Here is a 25808-nt window from a genome sequence, read left to right on the forward strand (position 1 = left end):
CTGACCAGCGAGCATCACACCGCAGGACGAATCATCAGGAACCGGACAGCCCAGCCGAACCCCTCATGCCGGCGCGCGCGCGTGAACGATCGAGGTCAGAGCTGACTATTTCCAGCCGAGTTGCCCTCATTCCCGGAGATGGAGGAGGCGTGCTCGCCTAACATTCTGGTCGGCTGGGGGAGAGGAAGACGATCAATGGCACTGCAGACCGGGCTCTACTACCCGTATGTGCACCTGCGGGACGAGTCGTGGGCGAAGGCTGCGGCGCTGTACTGGCGCAACCTGGCCCGCGTGGTGCCGGCCGGATTCCCCGTGCGAGACCGCGAGGTCGTCAGGGAGCTCAACCAGGGCTCGGGATTCCTCATCGATACCGACCCCCGGCCGGCTGTCGAGGCGGTTGCACCGGCGTTCATCGCGGCAGTCCGGGACAACGCTGAGGCGCTGCGTGCTCGATTTGCTGTGGAAGACCGCCGGTTCACCTCGCGCTGGCAGTCGGCCCCGAGGCTTTCTCCGACGACCCTGGACTTGACCGGTCTGTATCCCGAGGAGGTACCCGGAGAGCTGGAGGATGCGCTGAAGGAGGCCGGGCTCTCCTACCGGGACTGGCGCCAGATGGTTGGGAACCAGCAGGTGTCGTGGGTAGTCGTGGACCCGGCCTTGGCGTGGGCCTACAAGTGCGCGATCACCGAGGAACTGGCGCGCCGGACGGCGTTCGCACCGGTCACCGACCAGTTGGAGGCCTACACCGCAACTGGTGATTGGACGGCCGAGCGCATCGCCGACACGCTCCTGGGCCGCACGGCGCCAATGGTCGGCCGGGAGACGGCGCAGGCCAGGCTGGCGATGATGGCTGTTCGGTGTGTCCTTCCGGCCGATCTGCGCCATGTCCCTGCGGAGAAGGTCGTTCAGTTGAGGACGCAGTACGCCGACGAGTTCGTCGCCTTCTCTGCGGCGGTCGAGGCGGCGACTGCCGACGTGGTCGGGGCCACCCAGGAGGTCACCGACCGGTCTGCCTTCGAATTGCACCTCCAGGGAGCGTTCGACCTCCACCTGGCCCAGCCCCTCGAATCGCTGCGCAAGGCGATGAATGGCCTGAAGCTGAACACCGTATTCACCACGCTCACGATCAAACCGGAGGTGTCCGTAACGGGAGCCGGGCTCGCCTGGCTGCTGGGCGGAACCACCACGGCGGTCGGTACCGGCATCGCGTTCACTGCCCTGGCCACTCGCCAGGCCGCCGCTCGCGAGCGTGACACTCTGGTGGCCTCGTCTCCCGCGGGCTACCTGCTGCGCGTGGAGAAGGAGTTGAAGCCGGCGACGGTGCTCAAGCGCGCGGGCCGGGTTGTCGCACGCACCGCAGGCGTAGGGATCTGACCGCCACACCGAACACGCCGAGGGCTCGTACCGGGTCTCCTAGGCGTCGCCGCCTGCTGGCGCCTCTGTGGTGCTCTCGCCCACCGGCTCAGCAGCGGCAGCAGCACGACGCTTGCTCCACTTGTCATAGGCCACGGTCCCGGCGATAGCGCCGCCGGTGAGGGCGCCGCCGATGATGACGCCCTGTCCGCGGTAGAAGTACCGAAGCGCAACAGGGCCGCCGCGCTTGGCTGCTTCCTTGGCCAGTTCGGCATAGACCCACGCCATGGTGCTACCTCAGTTCGTGTCGCTCGCTCAGAGACGGATTGATGATCGCAGACGGGCGCACCGCAGGTGGAACGTTCGCGGATGCTCGTCCGGGCACGCGCCGGCGCGGGGACAGACATCCATCGAAGGTAAAGAATCAGCAAAGGATTGAGGGGTGGTGTCTGGATCGGCCTTCCGGCACGACTTGGGCGGGGTGAAGGAACGTCACCCGACCACGCCGGAGGCCTTGATGCACCACGACCTCGTCCACCCCTCGTCTGCCGGGGGGTGCTGGTGAACACGGCCGACACCGCAACCCTGGCCCTGCAGTCTGGCCCCTATCTCGGCGCAGCCACGGCCGCGGGCGGTGGCGCCTGGCTGTGGGCCTTCCGTTGCCGACTCCGCCGAGCCCGGGCCGCGCTGGGCAACCGCGCTGCGGTGGAGCTGGTGCCCACCGCCACGTTCGACCCGTCCGAAGGCGAGGTCCGCCGCTTCGGCCACCACCTCGCGCGGGTCAGGCACGCGGCCGCATCGGTGCCCAACCGGGGGGCGGCCGTGCGGTTGCGGTACAGGAGCGTGCAGGGCGGTCTGATGCGCTGCTATCTGGAGGGCCCCGAGCACGCCGCGTCGGTGCTTGGCATGCCGGGCTTCGCCGAGGTCGAAGTCCGTGCCGCCCGCTCCGAGAACCACATCGAGCCGGTGCGCTTCACACTGCCCGCCCAGCGTGGGGTGCAGCAGTGAGCGCGGCGGTGGACCTGGCCAAGGCCCAGGGCGCGAAGGAACCGCGGTACGTGGAGCGGGTAGAGCTGGTGCTGGCCCTGGCGGACCACCGGCCACTGGCATCGCTGGGTCTGGCTCCGGATCCGCTGCAGCAGGTCGCGGCCGCCATGGCCGGAGTGCGCAGCGAGGAGGGCGAGCGGGCGGACGCGGTGCTGGACCTGGTGCCGGTGCCGGAACGCCGGCTGGCACGGCGGCGCCGGCGGCTGATCGCCCGATCGCGGCGGCTGGGGCCGACGGCGTACGGGGAGAGGCTGACCGGCGTGCTGGGGGCGGGGCTGGCGGAGTCGTTCTCGTCGGCCTGGTCGGGCGGCGCCCGCGGGGGCAAGGGCGGGAGCGGACGGCTGCCGCGGATGACGGACGTGCGCGACGCGGTGGGGAAGTTCGAGCCGGGGTCCGGGACGGTGTTCTCGGCGCAGCTGCTGCTGCGCACCCAGGCCAGGCACCCGCAGGCAGCCCTGGCACGGATGAACCAGTTGCTGGCCGCGTTCGCGGTGACCGGTGGCGACAACTATCTGAAGGCGATCCGGCCGCGAAGCCGACGGGCCATCGCAGCGTTCGACCGCCGCTTCGACACCGGGGAGTTCGCTCCCCGGCACAGGCAGTGGCTGACCGTGCCGGAGCTGGCCGGGTTCCTGAAGCCGCCGACCGCCCGCTGCCAAGCGCCGTCCGTGGTGCGCAGCGGCGGTCTGGTGCCTCCGGCGCCGGCGAACCTGCCGGTGTACACGGGGCAGCGGGACCTCGTGCCGCTGGGCGCGGTGGTCTACCCGGACGGGGTGGAGCGGATCGGCGCAGCTCGGGTGCAAGACCTGTTGTTCGGGCTGGCGCTCGGCAAGTCGGGCCACGGCAAGACAGAGGCCGGGCTGGTGCAGGCAATCGCACTGGCGCACTGCGGGTACGGCACGTGGTTCCTCGACCCGCACGGTGAGGCGTGGGCGCGGGCCAAGCCCTACCTGGCGCATCCGCACATCGCCGACCGGGTATGGGAGGTGAACCTGGCGAAGGCCGCCGACGACCAGCCGGTGGTGTCGTGGAACCCGCTGTCGATGGAGGGCCGCAGTCTCGAGGACGTCCAGGACGTGGTGCGCTCGGTGGTGGAGGGTATCGCGGCCGCCCAGGACTGGGGCGAGAGCGCGCCCAGGGCGCGGGCCATTCTTGCCCGCACCGCCCAGTCGCTGGCCCTTCTGAACTTGCAGGCCGTCGCCGCCGGCCACCACGACGCCCAGTGCACGCTGTTCCAGATCCGCAGCTGGCTCACCGACGAGGACTGGCGATCCGCGCTGCTGCCGAAGCTGCCCCGCCGGGTGCGGGACTACTGGGAGACGACGTTCCCGGCCATGGCCCGGGACGCGGTGCCGACGGTCACCTACGCCGTGGACCGGCTCGACACCAGCCGCTCCTTGCAGGCGTTCTTCGGCTCGCCGACGTCGGGCTACGACGTGCGCCGCGCGATGGACGAGAGCCGGGTGGTGTTCGTGTGCCCGTCCGGGTCGGAGGCTGACGCGCTGGTGTCGTGCCTTCTCATCCACGATCTGCACCGCGCTGGCCTGTCCCGCCAGGACACTCACCGCGACGACCGCGCCACATTCTTCGCGTGGGGCGATGAGCTGACTGCGTTGGATTCCTCCAGCAAGGGGTTCCTGGCGGCGATCGCCGAGCAGCTGCGCAAGTACGAGGTGCGGTTCATCGGCATGACACAGATGGCACTGCGCCTGTCGGCCGTCACGCGCCAGGCGTTGCTGCAGAACCAGTCCATGCTGTCGACCTGCGCTGCCGACTACGACGAGGCCGCGTTCGTCGCCCGTCGCTGGAATGGCCGCGTCACCCCGGAGACCGTCACTGAGCTGCCCAAGTACCACTACGTGATGTCGATCAACCTGGACGGCCGGCGCACTACCCCCTTCCGGGTCCGCGGTCTGCCCGTCGACCAGGTCTTCGCGCACTACGACAACCCCGACGGTATCGCCGACCTCGACGAGGCCATCAACGCCAACCTCAGCAGGCGCACCGTCGGCGCCATCCTCACCGAGCTCGAGGACCTGGACGACACCGTCCTCGCCCACCACCTCGGACAGCCAAAGCCTCAGCCCCGCCCGGACCACGGTGACGACGGCGATCCCGTCAGCCGCTTCGACTGAACAGGAGACCTGCGTGCCCTACCTGACCGACGCGCCCCAGGGCGCAGGACCGCTCGCCCAGCAGGCCATGACCGTCCTCTACCAGCACAGGCTCGTCTCGACCGCCCAGCTTCACCAGCTGCTGACCCCGCACCACACCACAGCCGAGTATCTGCGCCGCCAGCTGCATACGCTTCGCGACGCAGGCATGGCGGACTTCGTCATCCGACGCGCCAACGGCCGCAAGGACAACCAGTGGTGGTTGACGCCCAAGGGCGCCGAATCCGTCGAGGCGGCCGGTCTGCTTCCCGACCGTCCGTACCGGATGAGCAGGGAAATCGCCGAAGGCCCCTTGCAGGAACACACTCTCGCCACCGTCGAGACCGGCATCGCCTTCACCTCCTGGGCTCGTGCCGCCGGCCACGACTGCGGCCCGCTGGACTGGGCACCGGAGATCGCGCACTACTACCGCGATAGCAGCCGCCCTAGTGAGGAACTTGTCCTGGTTCCGGACGCCGTTCTGCACTACGTCCACGCCGACCGCCGCAGTCGGACCCTGCTCACGTTCTTCGTCGAGATCGACCGGGCCACCATGAACGTCGCTCGCGTCGCCCACAAGCTGCACGCCTACGCCAGCTACCACCGCTATGTTCCGGCCCCGTCTGGCGGACGAGGTCGCCCGACAGGGCGGCGCAGCACGACGCCGGCCTGGCGAAGCCGCTACCCGACGTTCCCCCGGCTGCTGCTGGTCTTCACCGGCGCCGCGCCCGCCCGGTTGGAACAGCGGATCGCCGACCTTCGGGCGCTGGCCGCAGGCGACCCTCTGCTGGTGGCGCAGCAGCTGCGTGCCGGCGTCACCACGCTCGACCAGCTGCGTGACCGGGGGCCGTTCGCGCCGATCTTCACCCCCGTCCTGGGCGCCGCCGAGCCGGTCGACGCCTGGCTGCGCACTTCCGCCGCCGCTGCGGCCTGACCTTCCGGCAGAAAGGGCACATCCATGTTCCGACGTACCCCCGCACGGCCTGCTGCTCCGGTCCGGGCCCGGTCCGCTGTCCGGCCGGCCTGCGCTGACCTCGGTCTGCTGCCGTCCTCGTTCTCGCCGCTGATCGGCGCGCTGCTGGAGTCGTACTGCCACACGCGGACGGCGGCCGCGCTCGTCCGCGGCCAGCTGGAGCCCGAGGAGTACCGGGCGGTGGCCGGTGCGATCGTCCGCGACCTGCTCGAGGGCTGGGCCGTGCAGTCCGGCGGCCGCGGCACCGTCGAGGACCTCCTCGCCGCCCCCGCCCCCGTCCTCCCGGTACCGCGCACTCCCGCTGGCGCCCCGCCGGGACCTGTTGCTGGCGGCGGCCGGTGACCGCCACCGCTATGCCCGCACACCCTGCCCCGCCGGCCGTCCCGGCTCCCCGGAGCGCGCCCGACGGGGCTCCGGGTGGCGCGGTGCGGCCGCTGGTGACCCGTTTCCCGGCCTCGGTCCTCGCGCGGCGCTCCAGGACGGGCGACTACATCCGGGTGCTGGCGACCGTGGCGGACTACGCTCGCGCGACGGGCGTGTGCTTCGCCTCTGACCGGACGATCGCCGACAAGCTCGGCCTGTCCCGGGGCGGCGTCAACCGGCTGCTGGGCAAGGCCGAGCAGGACGGCCTGCTCGCCTCCGAGTTCAACGCGAAGCGCGGCACCATGGACCGGCGCATCCGGCCGTTCCCTGCCGACGCCCTGGCGGTGTGTGTCTCCACCCACGCCCTGGCCAAGATCCCGGGCAGCCGGTTCAAGGTCTACGCGTTCCTGTCCCTGCGCCAGCACCTGGGCGAGGAGACCCCCGTGCGCCTGGTCGCCGAGCGGTGCGCACTGTCGGTGGAGACCGCCCGGGCCGGAGTGGCCGAGCTGCTCGCCGAGGGCTGGATCAGCCGCGAGGGCGACACCGGCCGCGCCTGCCGGTACACCGTCCACCCGCAGCCGCTCCGCGGCGTCGCCACCCAGTCGGCACTGTTCCCCCAGCCCCGGCAGAGCGCCCAGAACACCGGCAGCCAGGCCCAGGAGCAGCCCGACCGAGACACGGACGACGACGTCGGCGTGGCCGTCTGCGAAGGTCAGATTGCCCTGTTCGACGCCGAGGACACCGGCTCGACCCCCCTCGGATCAGTGACAGGGTCCCCCCTCGATTCGGTGACAGCCACCCCCCTCGTTCCGGTGACACAAACAAGATCGCTTGAACATGATCTTTTGAACAGGCGCAGCACCGAGGGTGGCTGCGGTTCCGGCGAAGCCGCAACGTCCGTACCGCGCGAGGCTCTCGCTGGAAGCCAGCCCGTCGATGCCGTGGCCGCCGGTGCGCCGTCCCGCCCTGCGGCTTCGCCGGACCCGCGAAAGACCGCCCCCGCCCCCGAACACAGCACCCTGCCGCCATTGACGGTCAGCGCCGAGATCCACCAGGTGCTGCGGCTGGTGCCGGACCTCGTCGCACGGATGAGCCGCTGGCAGCAGCGCGAGGCCGCCCGGGCCATCGGCCGGGCGATCCGCGAGGTCGACGGCGACGTCCAGCGGGTCGCCGACCGTCTGCTGCGCCGCGCCGCCCTGGACGCCCCGCAGGAGGTCCGCGACCCCTACGCCTGGCTGGTCCACCGCGGCGTCAAGCGCCGCGGCTGCCACCTGGCTGGCTGCGAATCCGGCACCGACCTGGTCCTCGGCGGCCTCTGCACGACTTGCGCGTACCACCTCGAGGGCGCCCAGCACCGGCACGCACTACGCCGCGAGTCCCGCCGACGACCCGGTGCAGACGCCGCCCACGTCGCAGCCGGACTCGAGAACCGGGGCGGGCGAACCAGTGCGGCCTGCGAATCCACCAAGGCCGGTGGCGGTCCGTACCCCGACAACGCCGCTGCACTGCGCCCACCGCGAGCGGCACCGGTGCCGGTGACGGCCAGAGACGATCCTGCAGACGGGATCGCGCTCCGGGAGATGCTGGCCGCCCGACGCCGTGCCCGGGAGGCCGCGGCTTGACGAACGGAACCCCCAGCGTGCCGGGCAACATGATCTGATTGATCGTCACATTTGAAGTGGACGCCCCATATGCCTGAAATGCGAATGCCCGAAATCGCCAAGCGTGAGCACCGAACCACAGTTGGTGGGAATTTGGCCGGATCTCTCGTAGTGTGATCACTGTGGCGCATGGGGCGACGTCAGTTGTCCTCCCTGCGCTGCCGGTTGACCGAGGCTTTCGCCACGGTACTGGGGGTGGGGGGTGACGGCCGAGCACGCCGGCCGGTTAGACGCAGCGGAAGAACCGGCCCTTTCGGCCACCCGCCAGGGCCGCTACGACAGGGGGAATCACCGTGCACCATCTGAAGGCCGCTCGCTCCTCGCGCGTCCTGGCCGGCCTCACCACGGGTCTGCTCGCCGCCGGTCTGCTCACTGCCTGCGGGAGTGGCAAGACCAAGGTGTCGCCGCCGCCTAGCTCTAGTCCGTCCCCGACAGCGTCCCCGTCTCCGAGCGATGCGGCCGATCGCGCCGCTGTCCTCGACGCCTACACACACTTCTGGGACGAGCAGGTCAAGGCGCTCGCGCAGGGCAGTGCGGACGGAACGGACCTGGAAAAGTACTCCACTGGCAAAGCCGCGGGTGACGTGCGGATCAGCATCGTGAACTTCCGGGATCGCGGTGTCACCTTTCTCGGAGCTCCAAAGCACACTGCCCAGGTCGAGTCCATCGATGTGAAGAGTTCTCCGAAGACCGCGACGATCCGTGACTGCCTGGACGTTACGGATTGGAAGCCGGTGGACAAGAAGACCGGCCAGCCCAAGAAGGTCACCAACCGGCTGCGATACATCGCGGTCTACAACGCTCGCACGGTCGGCACGGACTGGCAGATGACTGACGTCACCCGGCACCAGGACCAGCCTTGCTGAGCCATCGGCTGCGCTTGCTGTGCGTTCTGGCAGCCTCGGGAGTCGTCTTTCCGCTCTGCACAAGCAGTGCGAAGGCTGACGGCGGCGTGACAACATGCGACTCCTCTATCTGTCTGGACGCCGAGGATCCCGGCCAGCCTCCGGGCAATTCCGCCGGGGGTTCTGGCGGCTCCGGTGGCGGCACCGCCGGTGAGCCGAAGTGTGTATGGAACGGCCACGAGTGGCCCTGCCACGACTCAGCCCTCGGCTGGTTCAACACCTCCGACGGCTGCTACTGGCAGCAGCGCGATCCCCAGCCCCCGGCTGGGGATCCGGACTGGGCCGGACATCAGCCCGGTGACGGAGCTGTCTACGAGGTGACCTGCCGTGGAACCGGCGGCGCCTTGACTCCGGCGCCTAACCAGTGGTTGCAGAATCCGCCGCCCGGATTCGGCGGTGGCGTCGACCTGGGTGCGCTGGCGCGGCAGGCCGCGGACCGGATGCTGCTGGTCGGGCCGCAGATCGGGATGGCGCCGGAGCCGGGCCGGACCGGTCTGGTCGGCATGCCGGTGTGGATGTGGACGTCGGTGTCGCCGACGACGTGGGGCCCGAACACCGCTAGTGCCTCGGCCGGGGCAGTGACGGTCACCGCGACCGCCCACGCTTCAAAGATCGACTGGTCGATGGGTGACGGCCGCACCGTCACGTGCACGTCGGCCGGCACGCCCTACCAGCCCTCCTACGGCGGGGCGTCGTCGCCGGACTGCGGCCACACCTACACGTCGACGTCGGCGTCACAGCCGCACGGCAAGTTCCACGTCACCGCGGTCACGACGTGGGTCGTCGACTGGACCGGGGCGGGCCGCACCGGCCAGTTCACCCTCACCCGTACCTCTGCCGCCGATGTGGCCATCGGTGAGGCGCAGGCCGTCGTCAAGTCCCAGTGAGAAGGGCACGATGAGCACCACTCTCCCCCGCCCGCCGCAGCCCGGCGGTCCTGCCGGACCGTCCCAGATGGCCGTTCCGGCGTCGCCGCCGGTGCGGCAGCTGCCGGTGCGCCGGCGCCGTCCGGCGATGATCGCCGTGTCCGTGGCGCTGATCGCCGTCGGATCGCTGTCCGGCGCCTACCTGTATGTGGCGACCGGGCAGCGCGCCGGTGTTCTCGCGCTCGCCCGGGACGTTGCGCCGGGTTCGGAGATCACGGCGGCGGACCTGGTCGAGGCGCGGATCGCCTCCGACCCGGTGCTCAAGTCGATCCCCGCGCAGGACGCGAAGAAGGTGATCGGCAAGCGGGCGGTGTCGGCACTGCCCGCCGGCAGTCTGCTGACGGAGAAGTCGCTGACGTCGGGCCCGCTGGTCGCCGCCGGGCAACAGCTGGTCCCCGTGCCGCTGGCGCAGGACCGCATCCCCGCCAGTGCCCTGACAACAGGCCAGAAGGTGCAGCTGGTGCACGCGGCCAAGGACCTCGCGGCATCCGCCCAGGGAACGCCCGCCGCCCAGGAGGCGAACATCTCCGCCACGGTCGTCCGTGTCGGGAAGCCCTCGAACTCCGGCGACGTCGTCGTCGATGTCGCGGTCGCTTCCGGCAGCGGCTCGACGCTGGCCAGGTGGGCAGCCCGCGGCGAGGTGTCGTTCCTGCTGCTGCCCGCGGAGGGCTGAGCATGTCCGTGATCGCGCTCGTCGGCGCCTCCGGCGGCCCCGGAGTGACCACCACCGCACTGGCCGGCCTGCTGACCTGGCCCCTGCAGCCGGGGCGCCGCGTGCTCCTGGCCGAGTGCGACCCGGACGGCGGGTCCGTGGTCGCCGGCTATCTCGAGGGCCGCGTACCAGGACCACACTCCCTGGCCAATCTGCAGGTCGCCGACCGGCTCGGCCGCCTGGAAGAGGGCCTGTGGGAGCAGCTGATCAACCTGTCGGTGCCGGATGCGGCCGCGGACCGGCTGCTGCTGCCCGGGTTGAAGAGCCCGGCGCAGGCGGCCGGCATGCAGCAGACGTGGCCGCGCCTGGCGACGTTGTTCGGGGCGTGGCACCGCAGCGCGGGCTGCGACGTGCTGCTGGACCTGGGCCGGTCGGGCGCGTACGGGGCCTCGGGCGCGCTGGCGGCTGCGGCGGACGTGGTGGCGGTGGTGGTGCGCGGCACGCTGCGTGCGGCGGCGGCGGCCCGTCCGCGGATCGAGGCGCTGCAGGAGATGGCGGCGGCCCGGGCCGGGCAGGGCATCGGCCTGGTGCTGATCGACGAGGGCCCGTATGCGGAGCGGGACCTGGTGCAGTACCTCGGGCTGCCGGTGCTGGCCCGGCTGCCGTACGACGAGAAGGCCGCGCGGATCCTGGCGCACGGCGGGGACGGCGGGAAGGCGTTCTCCCGCTCGCCGCTGCTGCGGCAGGCGGCCGCGATGGGCGCGCAGCTGCAGCAGGTGGCCGCGGCCCGCCAGGCGGCGCTGCAGACGCCCGCCGGGGAGGTGACCGCTCGTGGCAGTGCGCGGTAGGCCCCTGTACCCGGGTGCCGGGTTCACACCGGTGATGCCCGGCCCCGGTGCGTCGGCGTCCCCGACGGCTTTCCCGGCGCCAACGGCAGTCCCGGCTCCGGCCGCTCCGGCGGCCGTCGGCGGCGCACCCGTGCCCGGCCCGCAGCTGGGCCCGGTGGCGGCGCGGCCCGCCGGTGGGCGGGTGGCGTTCTGGTCGTGGGGCACGGTGCGGGAGCTGCGCCGGGTGCTCGCGGACCGGCTCGCCCCGGAGTTCCAGGCCTACAAGGAGCTGCACGGCACCGAGATGCCCGATGCGGACGCCCAGCAGCTGGGCCGGTCCCTGCTGAACGACCTGGTCGCCCGGTGGGCGCAGGACTACGCGCGGGCGCACCAGGTGTCGCCGACTGGCGAGGACGAGCAGTCGCTGGTGCAGGCCGTGTTCGACGCGCAGTTCCGCTTGGGTCGTCTGCAGCCGTACCTGGACGACCCGGAGCTGGAGAACTTGATGATCCACGGCTGCGACGAGGTGTGGGCGGACTACGCCAACGCGCCCAGGCGCCGGGTGGAGCCGGTCGCCGACAGCGACGCCGAGCTGGTGGAGTTCCTGCAGCACCTGGCGCGCCGGCACGGGCAGGGGGAGCGGTCCCTGTCGAACGCGAACCCGCTGCTGGCGCTCGCCCTGGACGGCGGGTACCGCATGCAGGTCATGACGCAGGTGACGCCGCGTCCGTATGTGACGATCCGTCGGCAGCGGGTGCGTGACATCACGTTGGAGGACCTGGTTGCCAAGGGCACCGTCAGCCATGCGCTGCTGGCGTTCCTGCGCGCGGCGATGCTGGCCGGCAAGAACATCATGATCACTGGGACGCAGGGCGTCGGGAAGACGACGATGATGCTCGCCCTGGCCCGGGAGATCGACCCGAACGAGCGGCTGGGCACCTTCGAGACCGAGTCGGAGCTGTACCTGCACAAGATCGGGCACCTGCAGCAGGTCGTGCCGATGGAGGCCCGCGAGGGCAACGGCGAGCGGGGGCCGGACGGCCGGGAGATCGGGCAGATCACCATTGCCGACCTGATCCCGCCGGCGCTGCGCATGAACCTGCGCCGGATGATCGTCGGTGAGGTCCGTTCCTCGGAGATCGTGCCGATGCTGCAGGCGATGTCCGGCGGTGAGGGCGGTTCGCTGTGCACCATCCACGTCCGCAAGCCGGATGCGATCTTCGCCCGTATCGCGCAGCTGTGCCTGGAGCACGGCAGTGCCGGGATGACACAGGAACTGGCGTATCTGATGGCCGCGAACGCGCTGGATTTGGTGGTGCACATCCGGATGGTCGACGAGACCGCCGCGGGCGGCGGCCGGCACCGGTTCGTGCAGCACGTCCTGGAGGTGACCGGCGCCGGCGAGCGGGGCGGCCACCCCGCCTACAACCGGATCTTCGCCCCCGCGGCGGGCGAGGCGCGGGCGGTGCCGACCGGTGTGCTGCCGTCCTGCCTGCCGGAATTGGAGGCGGCCGGCCTGGACGCGGCCTGGCTCACGGCCGCGGCCGGGGCCTGGCCCGCGCCGCTGGCAACCGTGCGGACGGTGGTGTGACGTGGGTGTGCTGATTGCCGCGTTCGCCGGCGTGTGCCTGCTCCTCGGCATGGTCGGTGTGGTTGCCGGGATCCGCGGCACCACCCGCCCGCCCCGGCCGGGACGGCGGCCCGGGCCCGCCGTCGCGCCGCGTGCCCGGCGCCGCGGCCGCATCCACGCGGCCGCGTCCGTCGCCGCGTTCGCCGGAACCTGGCTGGTCACGGGCTGGCTGCCGTCCGCGGTGGTCGTCACCTGCGCCGTCATCTTCCTGCCCTGGCTGATCACCCCGAACAAGGCCGCCGCCGAGCAGATCGAGCGCCTGGACGCGCTCGCCCAGTGGACCAAGCGCCTGGGCGACCTGGTGCGCGTCGGCATCGGCATCGAGGAGGCCATCGCCGCCTCGCTGCGCACCGTGCCCGAGCCGATCGCCCGGGAGGTCGCCGACCTCGCCGCCCGGCTGCAGGCCCGCTGGGACGCCCGCGACGCGCTGAAGGCCTTCGCCCGGGACCTGGGCGACCCCCGCGCCGACCTGGTCGCCGCCGCCTTGGCGCTGCGCATCCGCGACCGCGGCCCGGGCCTGGCCCAGGTGCTGTCCGACCTCGGCGCGCGGACCGCCGACGTGGTGCGCCGCCGCCAGGACGTGGAGGCGGACCGGGCCAAGTACCGCTCCAATGCCCGCTGGATCTCCATCATCACCGCAAGCGTGATCATCGGCTTCTCGTTCAACCGCTCCTACATCGCCCCCTACAACACACCGATCGGCATGGTCGTCCTGCTCGCACTGCTGGCCGCCGTGGCCGGGCTGTTCGTGTGGATCAACCGGCTCGGCACCACCCGGCCCCTGCCCGGCTTCCTGCAGGACGCCCCCACCACCGCAGGCGCCGGCCCCCGCCCCGCCTCCGACACCACGCGCACCAGGGAGGCCGACCGGTGAGCCCCTACGCCGTCCTGGCCGGCGCCGTCCTCGGCATCGGCGTCGCCCTGCTGCTGCGCGAACTCGTCCCCGCCCCGCCCGACCTCGGCGCCGCCCTGCAGCGCATCGAAGGCACCGAACCCGCGCCCCGCACCGACCGCACCGGCGACGACGTGCCGTGGTGGGAGCGGGCCGGCCAGGCCGCCGCCGAGCGCTTCGCCGCCCACCTGCGCCTTCCCCTGCAGAACCTCGACCTCACCGGCCAGAGCCCGGGCGAGTTCGTGGCCACCAAGGCAGCCCTAGCCGTCGGCGGCCTGCTGCTGCCCTCCCTGATCGTCGCGATCCTCGTCCTCGGCGGCTGGGACCTCGGCTTCACCCTGCCCGCCGCCGCCGGGCCGCTCGTCGCTGCCGGCGGCTGGTTCCTGCCCGACCTCGCCCTGCGCGACCGGGCCAAACGCGCCCGCGAGGAGGCCATGTCCGCGGTCGCCGCCTACATGGAACTCGCCGCCATGGAACGCCTCTCCGACGCCGGCGCACAGGACTCCCTCGAGCGGCCCGCCGAGATCGGCGACGGCTGGGCGTTCCGCCGCATCCAGGAGGCCCTGCTGCGCGCCCGCCTGGACCGCGAACCGCCGTGGGACGGCCTGCGGACCCTCGGCCGGCAGATCGGCGTCCCCGCCATGGAGGACATCGCCGACATCGTCAGCATGTCCGGCCGCGACGGCGCCGCCATCTACGACACCCTGCGTGCCCGGGCCGACAGCATCGGCAGCGAACTCGCCGCCGCGGAACAGGCCCGCGCGAACGCCGCCACCGAGAGCACCGCCGTCCCGCTCACCCTGCTCTCCATGGTCCTCATGGTCTTCTTCGCCTTCCCCGCCATGATCCGCGTCCTGTTCATCTGACCCCTCCCGGAAGGAACCCGATCCTGTGAACCGCCCCGCCGACATCGCGCTGCGCCTGGCCGTCACCGCCCGCCAGCTCGCCGACCGCACCGCCCACCACGTGCTGGAGCGCGCCCGCGCCCACCGCGACGCCCCCGACAGCGGCGAGATCAACATCCCGACCGTCATGTGGATCGTCGGCTCCGTGGTCTTCGCGGTCGCCGCCCTTGCCGCGTTCAAGGCCCTCGCCGACAAGCACCTGAATGACCTCAAGGGGCTGTAACCCAGTCCTGCCCTGACGCGCACAGAAAGGAAGACCCGCCATGCCCCATCTCTCCCCCATCGTTTGGATCGCGGCCATCATCGACATCGCGGCAATCCTGGTCTTCATCTGCCTGCACCCGCTGCACGGATAGCGGCAGATGACGGTGCGCGTGCTCCTCGCCCGCGCCCGCCGGCGGGCATGCCGCCGAGGGCGCGATACCGGCGACGCCAACCTGCAGATGCTGATCTGCTTTCCCGCGGCGCTCCTGCTGCTGCTCATGGTCGTCCAGGCCGGCTGCATCTACCTGGCCAAACAGGCCGCCCAGACCGCGGCCCGGGAAGGGATAGCCGCCGCCCGCGGCTACGGGGCCGGGCCCGATGCGGGCGTCGACCGGGCCCGGCAGGTCGCCGACCGCTTCTCCGGCACCCTCAACTCCCCCCAGATCAGCACCTCCGGCAGCAGCGCCACCCAGGCGCGCATCACCGTGCGGGCCAAGGCCCCTGCCCTGCTCGGCTGGCAGCCCACCGTCACGGAGAGCGCCAGCGGCCCCGTCGAGAGGTGGACCACCCCGTGACGGCCCCCACCGCCCGCCCCGAGCCCTACGAGGGGGACCGGGGCAGCATCGCGATCGAGTTCACCCTGTGGGTGCCCGTCGGGATCGTCCTGCTCGCCCTGCTGATGGTCGGCGGGCGGATCATCATGGCGGGCAACGCCGTGGACGCCGCGGCCGCCGATGCCGCCCGCGAGGCCTCACTCGCCCGCACGCCCAGCGAGGCCTCCGAGCGGGCCCGCGCCGCGGCCGCGCAGACCATGGCCGACCAGCGTCTGCACTGCGGCGGGGTCGACGTCCGCGTCGACACCTCCGGCTTCAGCGCGCCGCTCGGCACCTACGGGGCGGTCACCGCCACCGTCGCCTGCGACCTCGACCTCACCGGACTCGGTCTGCCCGTCGGAAGCAAGCACATGAGTGCGACCTTCACCTCCGTCATCGACCGGTGGAGGGCCCGCAGCTGATGCACCACCGCACCGATACCGACGCCCCAGACCGGGGTGCCATCACCCTGTGGTGGGTCACCCTGATCGCCGGCGTCCTCATCCTCACCGGCATGGTCGTCGACCTCGGCTCCAAGCTCCGCGCCGTCGAGGCCGCCGACGCTATGTGCGCCGAAGCCGCCCGCGCCGGCGCCCAGGCCGTCGACCCGACGAAGGCCATCCCCGGCCAGGGCGTCGTCCTCGACCCCGGCCGCGCCGCGGCCGCCGCCCAGGACTACCTGCAGCACGCCCATGTGCGCGGCACCGCCCGGGCCGGCACCGACGGGCACAGCATCCAGGTCGACGCCACCGTCACCCACAAGACCCTGTTCCTCCAGGTCATCGGCATCACCTCACTCACCGCCGAGGGACACGCCAGCGCCGAACTCCTCCACGGCGTCACCGCACCGGAAGGCTGAGCCCCATGTCTGCCCCCCGCCTCGCCCGACGCCTGGGCGCCGCCCTGCGCGCAGTCCTCGCCCTAGCCGCGCTGCTCGCCCTCCTCGCCGGCCTGCCCGCCCTACTGTGGCTGTTCACCACCACCCTCCTGCCCCACGGGGTGAGCACCGCCGACCTGGCGTCGCTGCTCACCCCGCAGCAGGGCGTCGCCACCCCGCTCATCGCCTGCCTCGTCGCCGCAGGCTGGGCCGGCTGGGCGTCCTTCGCGCTGTGCGTCCTGGCCGAGATCCCCGCCCAGCTGACCGGCCGCCACATCCGGCTGCCCGCCCTCGGCGCACCCCAGCGCCTCGCCGCAGTCCTGGTCGGCGCCGTCCTCGTCGCCCTGCCCACCACCAGCGCCCTCGCCGCCCCCACCCCCGCCCACGCCGCCACCACCGCCCGCCCCCTGATCGCCGCCACCGCCACGGCCACCCCGGCCGCGGCACCGGCCTCCGACACCACCTCGTCCACCGCCCAGCCCCAGGCGCAGCCCGGTAACGAGGACGAGAGCCGCCACCCGCGGTACACCGTCCAAAGCCGCGACAGCCTGTGGGACATCGCCCAGCAGCACCTCGGCGACGGCACCCGCTGGCGCGACATCGCCCAGCTGAACAAGCACCGGACCATGACCGACGGCACCGTGTTCGACGCGGACGTCCTCCAGCCCGGCTGGGTGCTTCTGCTGCCCGACGACGCCACCGGAACCACACCCGTTCCGAGCACCGCAGCAGCCGCCCCCGCGGCACCCGCGGCCGCAGCCGGGACGGACAGCGGCAAGGCGTGGCCGACCCACACGGTCGCCTCCGGCACCGAAACACTGTGGGACATCGCCGTGGCCGCCCTCGGCGACGGGCAGCGCTGGGCCGACATCGCGGCCCTCAACCCCGGCGTCCCCGGAGTCACGGCCGCAAACCACCCCTTGGCTCAGGGCACCGTCCTCAACCTGCCGACCGACGCCCACACGGCCACGCCCCAGGCCTCCCCCGCCCGCGACAGCAAGGCCGCGGAGCGGCACGTGACCGTGCACGCCGGTGACAGCCTCTCGTCCATCGCCGAAGCCGCGTACGGCGACGGCGACCGCTGGCCGGACATTTTCAACGCGAACAAGGACGCACGGCGACCTGACGGACACCGCCTCACCGACCCCGACCTCATCTACCCCGGCCAGGACCTCGTCCTCCCCGGCACGCCCGCCGCACCCGCGCCCGCGCTTCCGGCCCCCGCCCAACCGACAGTGCCCACTGTCCCCTCCGCTCCTGCAACTTCGGCGCCTGTCACGCCCGCCCCCGCGACCGCAGCCCCTGCCACCACACCCGGCCCCCACACAGTCCCCGCCGCGCCCGCCGCCGGCGACAGCCAGGCGGCCGAGGCGAGTCCCGCCGGGTCCATGGACCTGTCACCGGTCTCGCTATGGCTCGGCGCCGGCTCCCTGGCCGCCGCCCTCCTCGGCGCCGTCGCCCTGCGCCGCCGCCTCCAGCAGCGCCGCCTACCCGCCGGCCGACACATCCCGCTGCCCACCGGCCGCGCCGCCGCCACCGAACAGTCCCTGCGCGCAGCCGAACAGCCCGACGGCCTCGACCTGCTGGACCGGGCGCTGCGCACCCTGGCCCGCAACCTCGCCGCCGACGGCCGGGACCTGCCCGCGCTGGAGGCTGTCGTCCTGCACGCCTCCCGCATCGACCTGCACGTCGCCGGCGACGAACCCGCGATGCGCCCGTTCACCGCGGGCAGCGGCAGCCGGCTGTGGACCTGCCCCGCATCCAGCACCGACCTGGCCGACGACGACGCCCTCGCCGACACCGACACCCCCTACCCGGCGCTGGTCTCGATCGGCTGGGACACCGGCAAGAACCTCGTCCTGCTCGACCTCGAGCACGTCGGCGCGCTGCGCCTGACCGGGAACCGGACCACCGCCCGGCAAGTCCTGCAGGCCGTCGCCATCGAGCTGGCCACCACTCCCGGCCCCGGCCACCTGGAAATCACCGTGACCGGCGACAGCGCGACAGGTCTCGAGAACGCGGTGCCCGACCGCGTCGACAGGATCGACGACGCGGCCGCCGCCGTGGCCGCCCTGGCCGCCCACACCGCCAGCCAGCACAAGGCCCTGGCCGCGCTCGGCACAGCCCACCTGCGCCAGGCCCGCCTGCACGGCACAGCGGGCGACTGCTGGACCCCGCGCATCGTGCTGGCCCAGTCCCTGCCGGCCGACGACGAACGCGAACTGCTCGCCACCGCTCTCGCCGAGCCCCGCACGGCGGCCGCCGTCGTCACCGTCCTCGACGCCCCGGACACCGGCAGCACCACAGCGGGCGGCTGGACCCTGGCCTGCCCCGCGCCGGGCGAAGCGGTCGTCCTGCCCGGCTCCCAGCTGGCCGTGCACCTGCAGGGACTGGCCGACGAGCACTACACCGACGCCGTCTGCCTCCTGACCACCGCAGCGCGCACCGACTCCGTCGCCGCGCCCGCCTGGATCACCGACACCCAAACCGAGCCGGCCGACCGCCCGGTGGGCGGCACCGTGCCGGGTTCCGGCCCCGCCGACGCCCACGACCCGGACGGCACCGGTCTTGAGACGGCGCCCGGCCCCACGCCCGAGGACCAGGACAGTGCGACCGTGCCGGACGGCAACGGGTCGGTCGCCGCCCCGGGCGAGGAGGACGGCCTGCCCACCGAGTACGCCGAACTCGAAGCACAACTGGAGGACAGCCCACTCATCCCCGAGACGTTCAGCGAACCGGCAGCCGAGGCGGACAGCACGGCCGCAGAACCTGCGCCGGGCCCCACCCTCGCAGACATCCTCGCCGAAGACGGCCTGGTGGACACCGCCCCGCAGGGCGCCCCACCCGGGACCCTGCGGCCCGTCCCGCCGCCGCCCGCGCTGTCACGACTCGTCAAGCCCGTCGCTCCAGCAGCGCCGGTCACCCCTGCTGCTCCGGTCGCTCCGGTCGCTCCGGCGATCCCCCGGCCCACCCCCGGCAACATGCCCGCAGGCACCAGCACCACCGAAGGGCCGGCCGTCCTGCTGCTCGGCCCCATCGCCGTCGAAGGCGCCACCGGCCGCATCGAATCCAACCGCCGCCGCACCGCCACCGAACTCGTCGCCTACCTCGCCCTCAACCCCGGCGTCGACCACCACCACATCGACGCCGCCCTGTGGCCAGGCCAGATGGTCAGCAAGCAAGTCCGCAACGCCGCCATCAGCCGCGCCCGCACCTGGCTCGGCACCGCCCCCAACGGCACCGCCCACCTCCCCCGCGTCCAGGACACCAACGACAGCCGCTACCGCCTGTCCCCCACCGTCGACTGCGACTGGCACACCTTCCAGCACCACGCCCGCACCGGCCTCGCCGACCCGAGCGAGGACGGCGACCTCGCACTGCGCCGCGCCCTCGCCCTCGTCCGCGGCCGGCCCTTCACCGGCATCGATCCCGGCCGCTACACCTGGGCCGAACCCGCGATCCAGGGCATGGTCTCCGAGATCACCCACGCCGCACACGAGCTGTCCACCCGCCGCCTGCAAGCCCGCGACATCCCCGGCGCACTGTGGGCGGCCCAGCGCGGCCTGCTCGCCGCCGAGGAGAACGAGCTCCTCCACCGCTGCCTCTTCCGCGCCCACCACGCCGCCGGCGACACCCAGGCCCTGCGTGCCTGCGCCGCCCGCCTCGCCGCCATCAACCACAAACTCGGCGACATCGACATGGACACAGAGACCACCGTCCTGCTCCAACAGCTGCTGCCCCGCACCCCCGTCAGGCGCTGACAACCGCACAGGAACAGCCTCCTGCAGGGGATTCCCGCAGCTCGCAGCTATCGCTATCGTGAACGCCCCGGCTGGCGCGGACGCGCAGTCGGCCCGCCTGCCAGGGACCGCCCGGGCACGGATCTCGACCGTCCGTCCCGGCTGCCGGGCGTCTTCGGGGGCGCCACGACCGGCCAGCAGCCCCTCGCAAGCACCGCCAGGCCCCTGCCGCAACCCCCCGCAGCAGGGGCCCCGGCTTACCCGGGGGCGGGACTGGCGCCAGCCCCGGCCGGACAGGGCGGTGCCGTGTGGGGGCGCTCAGCCAAGGGCGAGCACGGCAGGCAGGGAATAGCCCGGTCCGTCTGGGCCGGGTATGACGAAAGCCCCCGCTTCCCGAAGGAACGAGGGCCTCCGCGCTGCCGGACTACTCGGTGACGGTGGTGGCCTTGGCGGTCTTCTTCGGTCGGCCGGGACCGCGCTTGCGGGCGATCAGACCGAGCTCGGTAAACGTCTCGTCGGACGCGATGGCCTTGAGCTCCGGGTGTTCCTGGGCGATGTGCTGCAGCACTCGGTTGATGGCGGCCTCATAGCCCGCGCGAGTCGCCCCGGATGCGCTGGCGATCCACTGGCGCTCCTCCTCACGGGCCCGCACGTCGAAGCCCGTCTTGGCCAGGGTGCCCTCGAAGAACAGGTGCGACGCGACGGTCTTGGTGCCGTCTTCCCCGCCGGTCGTCTTGAGGTCCTTGCGCCCCCACGGGATCCCGGCCAGCGCGTCCACCGCCGTGCGCGGGGAAACGCCGGCGATCCGGGCCGCCGCGATGGTGTTGGAGATGACGTGCAGGCCGGCCGCCGCGGAGTGCAGGTAGCGCTTGCGGAACTCGCCGACGGTCAGGGTGCCCTCGGACATCTCGCGCCAGCCGGGCACACGCTCGAATGCGTAGTCCAGGATCTCTACCACCTCGTCGCCGATCGCCTCCAGTGCCTTGTCACCGGAGCCGTCCACCGCCGTCCATCGCTTGACGACGGCCTCCAGGTGCGTCTCACGGGCGTCGGGGGTGCGGTCGCGCACGCCGACACCCGCGATGGCGGCGGCGGCCGAGCGAACCGCAGCCGCCGGGTAGAGCCGCTCGAAGGTGCTGCCGTTCTCGGCGGCCTTCTTCTTGTGCGCGGCGTCGGCCAGGTAGCTAGTCCGGCCCTCGCACAGCTTCGCGTTCTTGATCACGTACTGACCGAGGCGGTTCTGGATGCTCGCCTTGTCCATGACGGCGATCAGCGAGGGCGAGATCGGCTTGGTGGACGCCATCTTGATGAAGAGCGTGGAGAGGATGTCGCGGTCCCCCTCCAGCAACATGGTCATCTCCACCGCGGACTGCTCGATGTACCGGCGGACCACCAGGGTGTCTCCCTCGGTGGCGTCCTTCACCGCCGCCCAGACCCGGTCGATGGCGAACTCGCGGTGCTGGCCATCGACCGACCAGATGGTGGGCGCCCCCTCGCGGACGGTGATCTTCACGAGGAACACACCCGGCATGACCTCACCGAGCTTCTGGATGTCCACGAACTCGGAGTCGGGGTCCATGCCGACCACCAGGGTGCCCAGGTAGGGACGGTCGGACGTGCGGATGCCCTCGGCGATCTTCTTGATCTGAGACTCGGAGATGTCCCGCTGCCCGGGGTCGCTGGTGTCGTTCAGGTCGTAGTCGCTGCGGGTCAGCAGTGACTTGAAGTTCCACAGCTCGGCGAGCATGGGCATCGGCTCGGACCATACGATCTTCTGCAACTTGCCGGCGCTCGACATGAGGCCGACCCGCTCGAAGCGGATGGGGGCCTTGCCGAGCATGGCGCTCAGCTCGTCAAGGCTCGGGGTAGCGAACGTCAAGGCGATAGCCTCTTCCTGCGGGCATGCGTGTCCGCGGTCGGGTCGGCCCGGCGGCGTGCTTGTCCAGAGCCCATTGCCGCCGGGCCGACTGCGTGTGGTGTGCGCCACGCTACCCGACCCAACAGGGTGCTGACTATTTTTCAGCGAAAACTAAAAACCCAATCAAAAATTAGCCTGGCCTATTTTTCTGGTGTTCGATCCTCGCGACCACGGCGGCCCGCGCCGCCGTCGTGATGGCGCGCGACGGCCGCCAGCAGCTCCTCTGTCGCGGACCGCAGCAGCTGCTCCCGGCGCCACCGCGCTTCAAGATCACTCCGTGGCGGCTTTGGCCTCACCTTGGCCGACCTCAGGGTGGTCGAAACCCATCTCGTCAGCGACGCCGAAGCTCCTGACCGGCCTCGACCTGCGCGCGACCGCCCTGACCGTCCGCACCGCGGCCATCGTCCGCGACGCGGGCCTGGACGGCATCGACGGCCGCATCCAGGTCTTGCGCACCGAGACCGCCACCGCCGGCATCACCACCGCGCAGGCCGCGCTCGAGCTCGCCGCCGCCTTCCACCACGCCGGCCACGGCGGCGATGCTGCCCACGCGGCCGCCCAGGCCCGCCTGCGTGACCTCGCCCGCGGCGGCGACTACGCCCGCTATGCCGACCTCGCCCATTTCATGGCCGGCCAGCACCCCGCCACCCCGACGGCCGTCCGCTGGCTCGACACAGAAGAGACCGGGCACACCAGATGGCGGTCGCTGGTCACGGCACGGCAGACCCACCTGCAGATCGGCGGCTAGAAGGACGACATCGCTGTGGCGCCGGTGGAGCTACGCCTCGGGGCCGGCCGCTCCAATGCCAAGGCCCTCCCCGCTCGGCGTGCTGTGCAGGTCGGGGATCTCGAGCAGGGCGACATAGACCATCTCGCCGACCTGCCCCGGACGGTACGGAGGTGCGGCAACCACGTCCCAGTCCTCCGCGGTCAGGCCGGGCGCCGCCATTTTCAAGATCGCGTCGACTGCGGGCGACGGGCCGCCCCTCCATCGCTGCGGCAGTTCCTCGACGAGCCAGAATCATGCCTAGGGAACATGAGTTGACTGCTGCTCAGACTGACCCCGCGCAGTCACATCCGGCGAAGAGACGTTCCGACGAACTCCCTGAGCGTCTCTGAGGTTCGAATGCTGCCGTCGACCTCGGCCGGTACCAGCCCCTAACGCCCAGATCGGCTGCAGACGGCTGCCGTCCGGGGCGCCTCTCCACTCCCCCGGACGAAAGGTCCCGCCGACAGGCGAGGCCTGGGGTGTAAACGGCGTTTACACCCCAGGCCTCATTCCGTCCGTGCACCTGTCCGCATCTGGCGGTCGGCATCAGGAGGTCCTCGATCGGATCTCCTGAATGATCTCCCCGAAGCCGGGTTCGCGCTGGAGGAGGGCAAGGAGCGCGGAGGTGACGTTGACGGCCTCGCGCAGGTCCATCGCGGAGCGGATGGTGTGCGCTGCCTCGATGAAGTCGGACGGGTCGAAGGTCACGTTCACGATGCTCGGCTGTCCGGTCTGATCGGCTTCGCGCTGCTCGGGTACAGCGGTCGCGAGGATCGTCTGCGCGGCGACCCCCAGGCTGTCAGGCGTGATGCCGGTAGCTGTCGGCAACGCCGTGCTGCTGGCTGCGGGGGCGTGGGCTTCAGGAGCGGGTTCCGCAGAGTGATGCACGGCGGGTGCCTGCTGTCCGGAGGGAGCAGGGTGTACCGCGTTGTCAGGTGCTGCAGGGTGCGGCAGTCCGGCGGGCCGGGTGCCGGCCTTGGTCGCGGCTTTTGCCTGCTCCTTCGCCCGCGCCGCTTCCTTGGCGGCATCGGCCTTAGCAAGCTGCTCGGCGGCAGTCAGCTTCCCGGCCCTCGCCTCGGCACCGATCTTCCGGGCCTCCTCGATCGCGAGCTCTCCGCTGCTGGCCTGCTCCTGAAGCTCAGGAGCCAGGTGCAGCAGGGCCAGGCGCTGCCCGACCCAGGCGCGGGACTTGCCGAGCTTGCGGGCAACCGCCGCCTGGTTGCCGTCGTACACCGTCGTGAGGAGCTGCTCGATGGCCTGGGCTTCCTCGAGCGGTGAGACGTCCTCGCGGTGGGCGTTGGCGATGAGTGCGGCTTCGACCATGTCGGAGGCGCTGTCGACGAGTTCGTCGTTGAGGTCGACCCGCAGGGTCTGAAGGCCGGCGTGTCGGGCGGCCATGAGCCGCCGGTTGCCGTCGAGCGCGACGAAGTCGGCGTCGCCGATCGCCGCGGCCTGGTCCGGGTGTGCGTCGAGGAAGGCGACGCGGCTCACCACGGTGATCGGGACGATCTGCTGGCGGCTGAGACTTTCGGCGAGTTCCTCGATCGTCTCGGGCGCCATCGTCTTCCGCGGGTTCAGCGGGTTGAAGACGATGGATGACACCGGTGCAGACGACGCACGGCGGACCCGGCCGGTCGCGTCGAGGGCCTCGCTACGTGCGACGACTTCGTCATGACCGCGTGCGTCGCCCTGGGCGAGGGCGCCAAATGCCCCTCCCCCGCCGGCCAGCTTCTTCGCGATGCTCATCCGATCCCCCTTCGGATCTCGCGCATGCGCTGCGCCTGGATTGATGTGGGTGCGTACATCAGGAGCGGCTGCTTGACGTGGACGGCCTCCCGCTGCTCCTTGAGGTCGGGTACGACGGCGACGACGGGCGGCGTGCCGAGGGACTGCCAGCTCTCGAGGGAGTGCGTCGCGACGTAGCCCTTGCGCTTGTCGAACTTGTTGACGACCAGGCCGAGGCGGTCGATCTCGACTTCGTAGTCGAGGCTGACGGTGCGGATCTGGCTGTCGAGCATGGCGTAGGCGTCGGCGGAGGAGTCCTCGGCTTCGACGGGGATAAGCACGCCGGAGGCGCCCTTGGGCTCGTTCTTGCGGCGGTGGCCGTAGTAGAGGCCGGCGTCCATGGCGAGGCCGAGGTTGGGCGGTGCGTCGATGACGATGATGTCGAAGTGCTCCTCGAGCGGAGCGAGGGCGCGCTGGAGGCTGGCCTCGCGGGGTCCCCGGATGGATCCGAGGCGGGAGTCCAGCAGGAAGGCGTCGAAGCTGGAGGGCAACAGGAACAGGCGTCCGTCGAAGTGGTCAGGTGCGATGGGCACGACCTGGTCCAGGAGCGAGCTGGCGACGCGGTCGCGCTCGACCATGTGCGTCACGAGGCTTTCCTCGCCGGGCGGGACCTGCTTGACGCCGAGCTGGGAGGTGAGGTGGCCCTGCGGGTCGTAGTCGACGAGAAGGGTTCGCAGGCCGGGCAGAGCGGGCTTCTTGGAGGCGCCCTTGGTTCCGGGGAGTCCGAGCGCTATGGCCTGGCCGACGCCTCCGGCGACGGTGGTCTTGCCGACCCCGCCCTTCTGGTTGCAGACGACGATGCGTCGCGTGTACTGGGGGATCGTCAGTTCGCTGAGAGCCACACCGTGGGAGTCGATCCAGACGCGGACTGCCTGGGCGAGTCCCTGGACGAAGGAGATGTCCCGCATGGTGCAGTCGGCCTTGAAGGCGTCGTACAGGCCGGCGGGGAGCCAGGTGTTCCAGCTCTCGGCACCAGCGGTGTCGATGGTGGGGTTGTCGCCGGCGGGGCGGGCACGCCATTGCTCGACGGCCTCGGTGACTGCGTCCTGCATGTCGATGCCGAGCTGGGCTGCCCGGGTCTTGAGTTCCTGGCGGAGGGAAGCCGGAAGCTTGGATGCAACCTTTTCCCGAGCGCCATCGGAGTATGGAGATGCCATGACGTCACCATAGTGGCGCCGCTTCGATTTGGAAGCATCTGGGTGCGTGTTTGGGCGTCAGATGCGCTTCGAGGTGTAAACGACGCTTACTTGAAGATAGACAAATCAGTCATAACCTTAGGAATCGTCAACGGTCCGGCGTGCAGTTGTGCAGGCCCGGCCCACAGATGCATCCACACTCGGAACCTAACCTGATGCGGCGAGGCACGGCCCGGGCAGCCGCCAGGAACCGTCCCGCGGGGGGCGCCCGGCTGGCGAGCATCATTTGTCGCACTCTCACAGCCGCTGCCGCGGCAGCGGCAACGTGGACGAGTCGGCGATGTAAACGCCGTTTACTCGGACGGCTCTCGACCTGCCTTCGCCCAGCCCTGCGCCTCGCCCTAACAACTTGGTGCGCGATAGACGGGGAGTGTGGGGGGCGTCGTGGATGATCATGAGCCATGAGGTCGGAGTGGGCTCGTGGGGTGTTGTCGCATCG

At 71.6% G+C, this 25808-nt stretch carries 24 protein-coding genes; 19 read left to right on the plus strand and 5 right to left on the minus strand.

Annotated features, from left to right (window positions below; all coding sequences use genetic code 11):
* The first annotated feature begins 195 nt into the window (after positions 1 to 195).
* Positions 196 to 1374, plus strand: coding sequence for a DUF6236 family protein (locus tag AB0442_RS36195; RefSeq protein WP_366167804.1), 1179 nt, complete (start codon positions 196 to 198; stop codon positions 1372 to 1374).
* 39 nt (positions 1375 to 1413) lie between these two features.
* Here AB0442_RS36195 and AB0442_RS36200 read toward each other — a convergent pair whose 3' ends face one another.
* A complete protein-coding gene (locus AB0442_RS36200) occupies positions 1414 to 1641 on the minus strand; it encodes a hypothetical protein (RefSeq protein WP_366167805.1) in 228 nt (75 codons plus the stop codon).
* A gap of 273 nt (positions 1642 to 1914) precedes the next feature.
* Here AB0442_RS36200 and AB0442_RS36205 point away from each other — a divergent pair, with 273 nt between their 5' ends.
* The 17 genes from AB0442_RS36205 (at position 1915) to AB0442_RS36285 (ending at position 19722) form a co-directional block, all read left to right on the plus strand.
* Positions 1915 to 2361, plus strand: a complete 447-nt coding sequence (locus AB0442_RS36205; RefSeq protein WP_366167806.1) for a hypothetical protein — start codon at positions 1915 to 1917, stop codon at positions 2359 to 2361.
* Positions 2362 to 2369: 8 nt separating this feature from the next.
* Positions 2370 to 4535 (plus strand): ATP/GTP-binding protein, encoded by a 2166-nt coding sequence (locus tag AB0442_RS36210; protein WP_366167807.1) that lies wholly within the window; start codon positions 2370 to 2372, stop codon positions 4533 to 4535.
* A gap of 13 nt (positions 4536 to 4548) precedes the next feature.
* Positions 4549 to 5487, plus strand: a complete 939-nt coding sequence (locus tag AB0442_RS36215; RefSeq protein WP_366167808.1) for a replication-relaxation family protein — start codon at positions 4549 to 4551, stop codon at positions 5485 to 5487.
* A gap of 24 nt (positions 5488 to 5511) precedes the next feature.
* Positions 5512 to 5868 carry a hypothetical protein gene (locus AB0442_RS36220; RefSeq protein WP_366167809.1) on the plus strand — a complete coding sequence of 119 codons (357 nt, stop codon included), beginning with the start codon at positions 5512 to 5514 and terminating at the stop codon, positions 5866 to 5868.
* A 95-nt stretch (positions 5869 to 5963) separates the two neighbouring features.
* Complete coding sequence (locus AB0442_RS36225) at positions 5964 to 7511, plus strand: helix-turn-helix domain-containing protein (RefSeq protein ID WP_366167810.1); 1548 nt, start codon at positions 5964 to 5966, stop codon at positions 7509 to 7511.
* 332 nt (positions 7512 to 7843) lie between these two features.
* Positions 7844 to 8416 (plus strand): hypothetical protein, encoded by a 573-nt coding sequence (locus tag AB0442_RS36230; RefSeq protein WP_366167811.1) that lies wholly within the window; start codon positions 7844 to 7846, stop codon positions 8414 to 8416.
* The gene (locus tag AB0442_RS36235; protein WP_366167812.1) at positions 8410 to 9342 is read left to right on the plus strand and encodes an ATP/GTP-binding protein; all 933 of its coding nucleotides are present in this window, start codon (positions 8410 to 8412) and stop codon (positions 9340 to 9342) included. Before AB0442_RS36230 ends, AB0442_RS36235 begins: the two co-directional genes overlap by 7 nt.
* Positions 9343 to 9484: 142 nt before the next feature.
* Entirely contained in the window at positions 9485 to 10054 is a 570-nt protein-coding gene (locus tag AB0442_RS36240; protein ID WP_366167813.1) for an SAF domain-containing protein, read from the plus strand.
* 2 nt (positions 10055 to 10056) lie between these two features.
* Positions 10057 to 10881: a hypothetical protein gene (locus tag AB0442_RS36245; RefSeq protein ID WP_366167814.1), complete on the plus strand. Its 825-nt coding sequence runs from the start codon at positions 10057 to 10059 to the stop codon at positions 10879 to 10881.
* Positions 10882 to 11011: 130 nt separating this feature from the next.
* Positions 11012 to 12451 (plus strand): CpaF/VirB11 family protein, encoded by a 1440-nt coding sequence (locus tag AB0442_RS36250; protein WP_366167815.1) that lies wholly within the window; start codon positions 11012 to 11014, stop codon positions 12449 to 12451.
* A 1-nt stretch (position 12452) separates the two neighbouring features.
* Positions 12453 to 13364, plus strand: a complete 912-nt coding sequence (locus AB0442_RS36255; protein ID WP_366167816.1) for a type II secretion system F family protein — start codon at positions 12453 to 12455, stop codon at positions 13362 to 13364.
* Positions 13361 to 14248 (plus strand): hypothetical protein, encoded by an 888-nt coding sequence (locus AB0442_RS36260; protein ID WP_366167817.1) that lies wholly within the window; start codon positions 13361 to 13363, stop codon positions 14246 to 14248. Before AB0442_RS36255 ends, AB0442_RS36260 begins: the two co-directional genes overlap by 4 nt.
* A 25-nt stretch (positions 14249 to 14273) precedes the next feature.
* Positions 14274 to 14510, plus strand: coding sequence for a hypothetical protein (locus AB0442_RS36265; RefSeq protein WP_366167818.1), 237 nt, complete (start codon positions 14274 to 14276; stop codon positions 14508 to 14510).
* Between the two features lie 139 nt (positions 14511 to 14649).
* Positions 14650 to 15066: a TadE/TadG family type IV pilus assembly protein gene (locus AB0442_RS36270; protein ID WP_366167819.1), complete on the plus strand. Its 417-nt coding sequence runs from the start codon at positions 14650 to 14652 to the stop codon at positions 15064 to 15066.
* Positions 15063 to 15506, plus strand: a complete 444-nt coding sequence (locus tag AB0442_RS36275) for a TadE/TadG family type IV pilus assembly protein (protein ID WP_366167820.1) — start codon at positions 15063 to 15065, stop codon at positions 15504 to 15506. Before AB0442_RS36270 ends, AB0442_RS36275 begins: the two co-directional genes overlap by 4 nt.
* Positions 15488 to 15943: a hypothetical protein gene (locus AB0442_RS36280; RefSeq protein WP_366167821.1), complete on the plus strand. Its 456-nt coding sequence runs from the start codon at positions 15488 to 15490 to the stop codon at positions 15941 to 15943. The genes AB0442_RS36275 and AB0442_RS36280 overlap by 19 nt, the downstream gene beginning before the upstream one ends.
* Before the next feature lie 5 nt (positions 15944 to 15948).
* Positions 15949 to 19722 carry a LysM peptidoglycan-binding domain-containing protein gene (locus AB0442_RS36285; protein WP_366167822.1) on the plus strand — a complete coding sequence of 1258 codons (3774 nt, stop codon included), beginning with the start codon at positions 15949 to 15951 and terminating at the stop codon, positions 19720 to 19722.
* 403 nt (positions 19723 to 20125) lie between these two features.
* Here the strand turns inward: AB0442_RS36285 and AB0442_RS36290 are convergent, their stop codons facing one another.
* Positions 20126 to 21580, minus strand: a complete 1455-nt coding sequence (locus tag AB0442_RS36290) for a DNA sulfur modification protein DndB (RefSeq protein WP_366167823.1) — start codon at positions 21578 to 21580, stop codon at positions 20126 to 20128.
* Between the two features lie 316 nt (positions 21581 to 21896).
* On the opposite strand from AB0442_RS36290, the gene AB0442_RS36295 reads away from it, so the two are divergent.
* On the plus strand, positions 21897 to 22367 hold the full coding sequence (locus tag AB0442_RS36295; RefSeq protein WP_366167824.1) for a hypothetical protein: 471 nt from the start codon (positions 21897 to 21899) through the stop codon (positions 22365 to 22367).
* A gap of 30 nt (positions 22368 to 22397) precedes the next feature.
* On the opposite strand, the gene AB0442_RS36300 is transcribed toward AB0442_RS36295, so the two are convergent.
* The 3 genes from AB0442_RS36300 to AB0442_RS36310 form a co-directional block, all read right to left on the minus strand.
* Complete coding sequence (locus AB0442_RS36300; protein WP_366167825.1) at positions 22398 to 22568, minus strand: hypothetical protein; 171 nt, start codon at positions 22566 to 22568, stop codon at positions 22398 to 22400.
* A gap of 366 nt (positions 22569 to 22934) precedes the next feature.
* Complete coding sequence (locus AB0442_RS36305; RefSeq protein ID WP_366167826.1) at positions 22935 to 24134, minus strand: ParB/RepB/Spo0J family partition protein; 1200 nt, start codon at positions 24132 to 24134, stop codon at positions 22935 to 22937.
* The gene (locus AB0442_RS36310) at positions 24131 to 25330 is read right to left on the minus strand and encodes a ParA family protein (RefSeq protein WP_366167827.1); all 1200 of its coding nucleotides are present in this window, start codon (positions 25328 to 25330) and stop codon (positions 24131 to 24133) included. Before AB0442_RS36310 ends, AB0442_RS36305 begins: the two co-directional genes overlap by 4 nt.
* Between the last annotated feature and the right edge of the window lie 478 nt (positions 25331 to 25808).

Source organism: Kitasatospora sp. NPDC085895 (genome assembly GCF_040702125.1).
GTDB lineage: Bacteria > Actinomycetota > Actinomycetes > Streptomycetales > Streptomycetaceae > Kitasatospora > Kitasatospora arboriphila.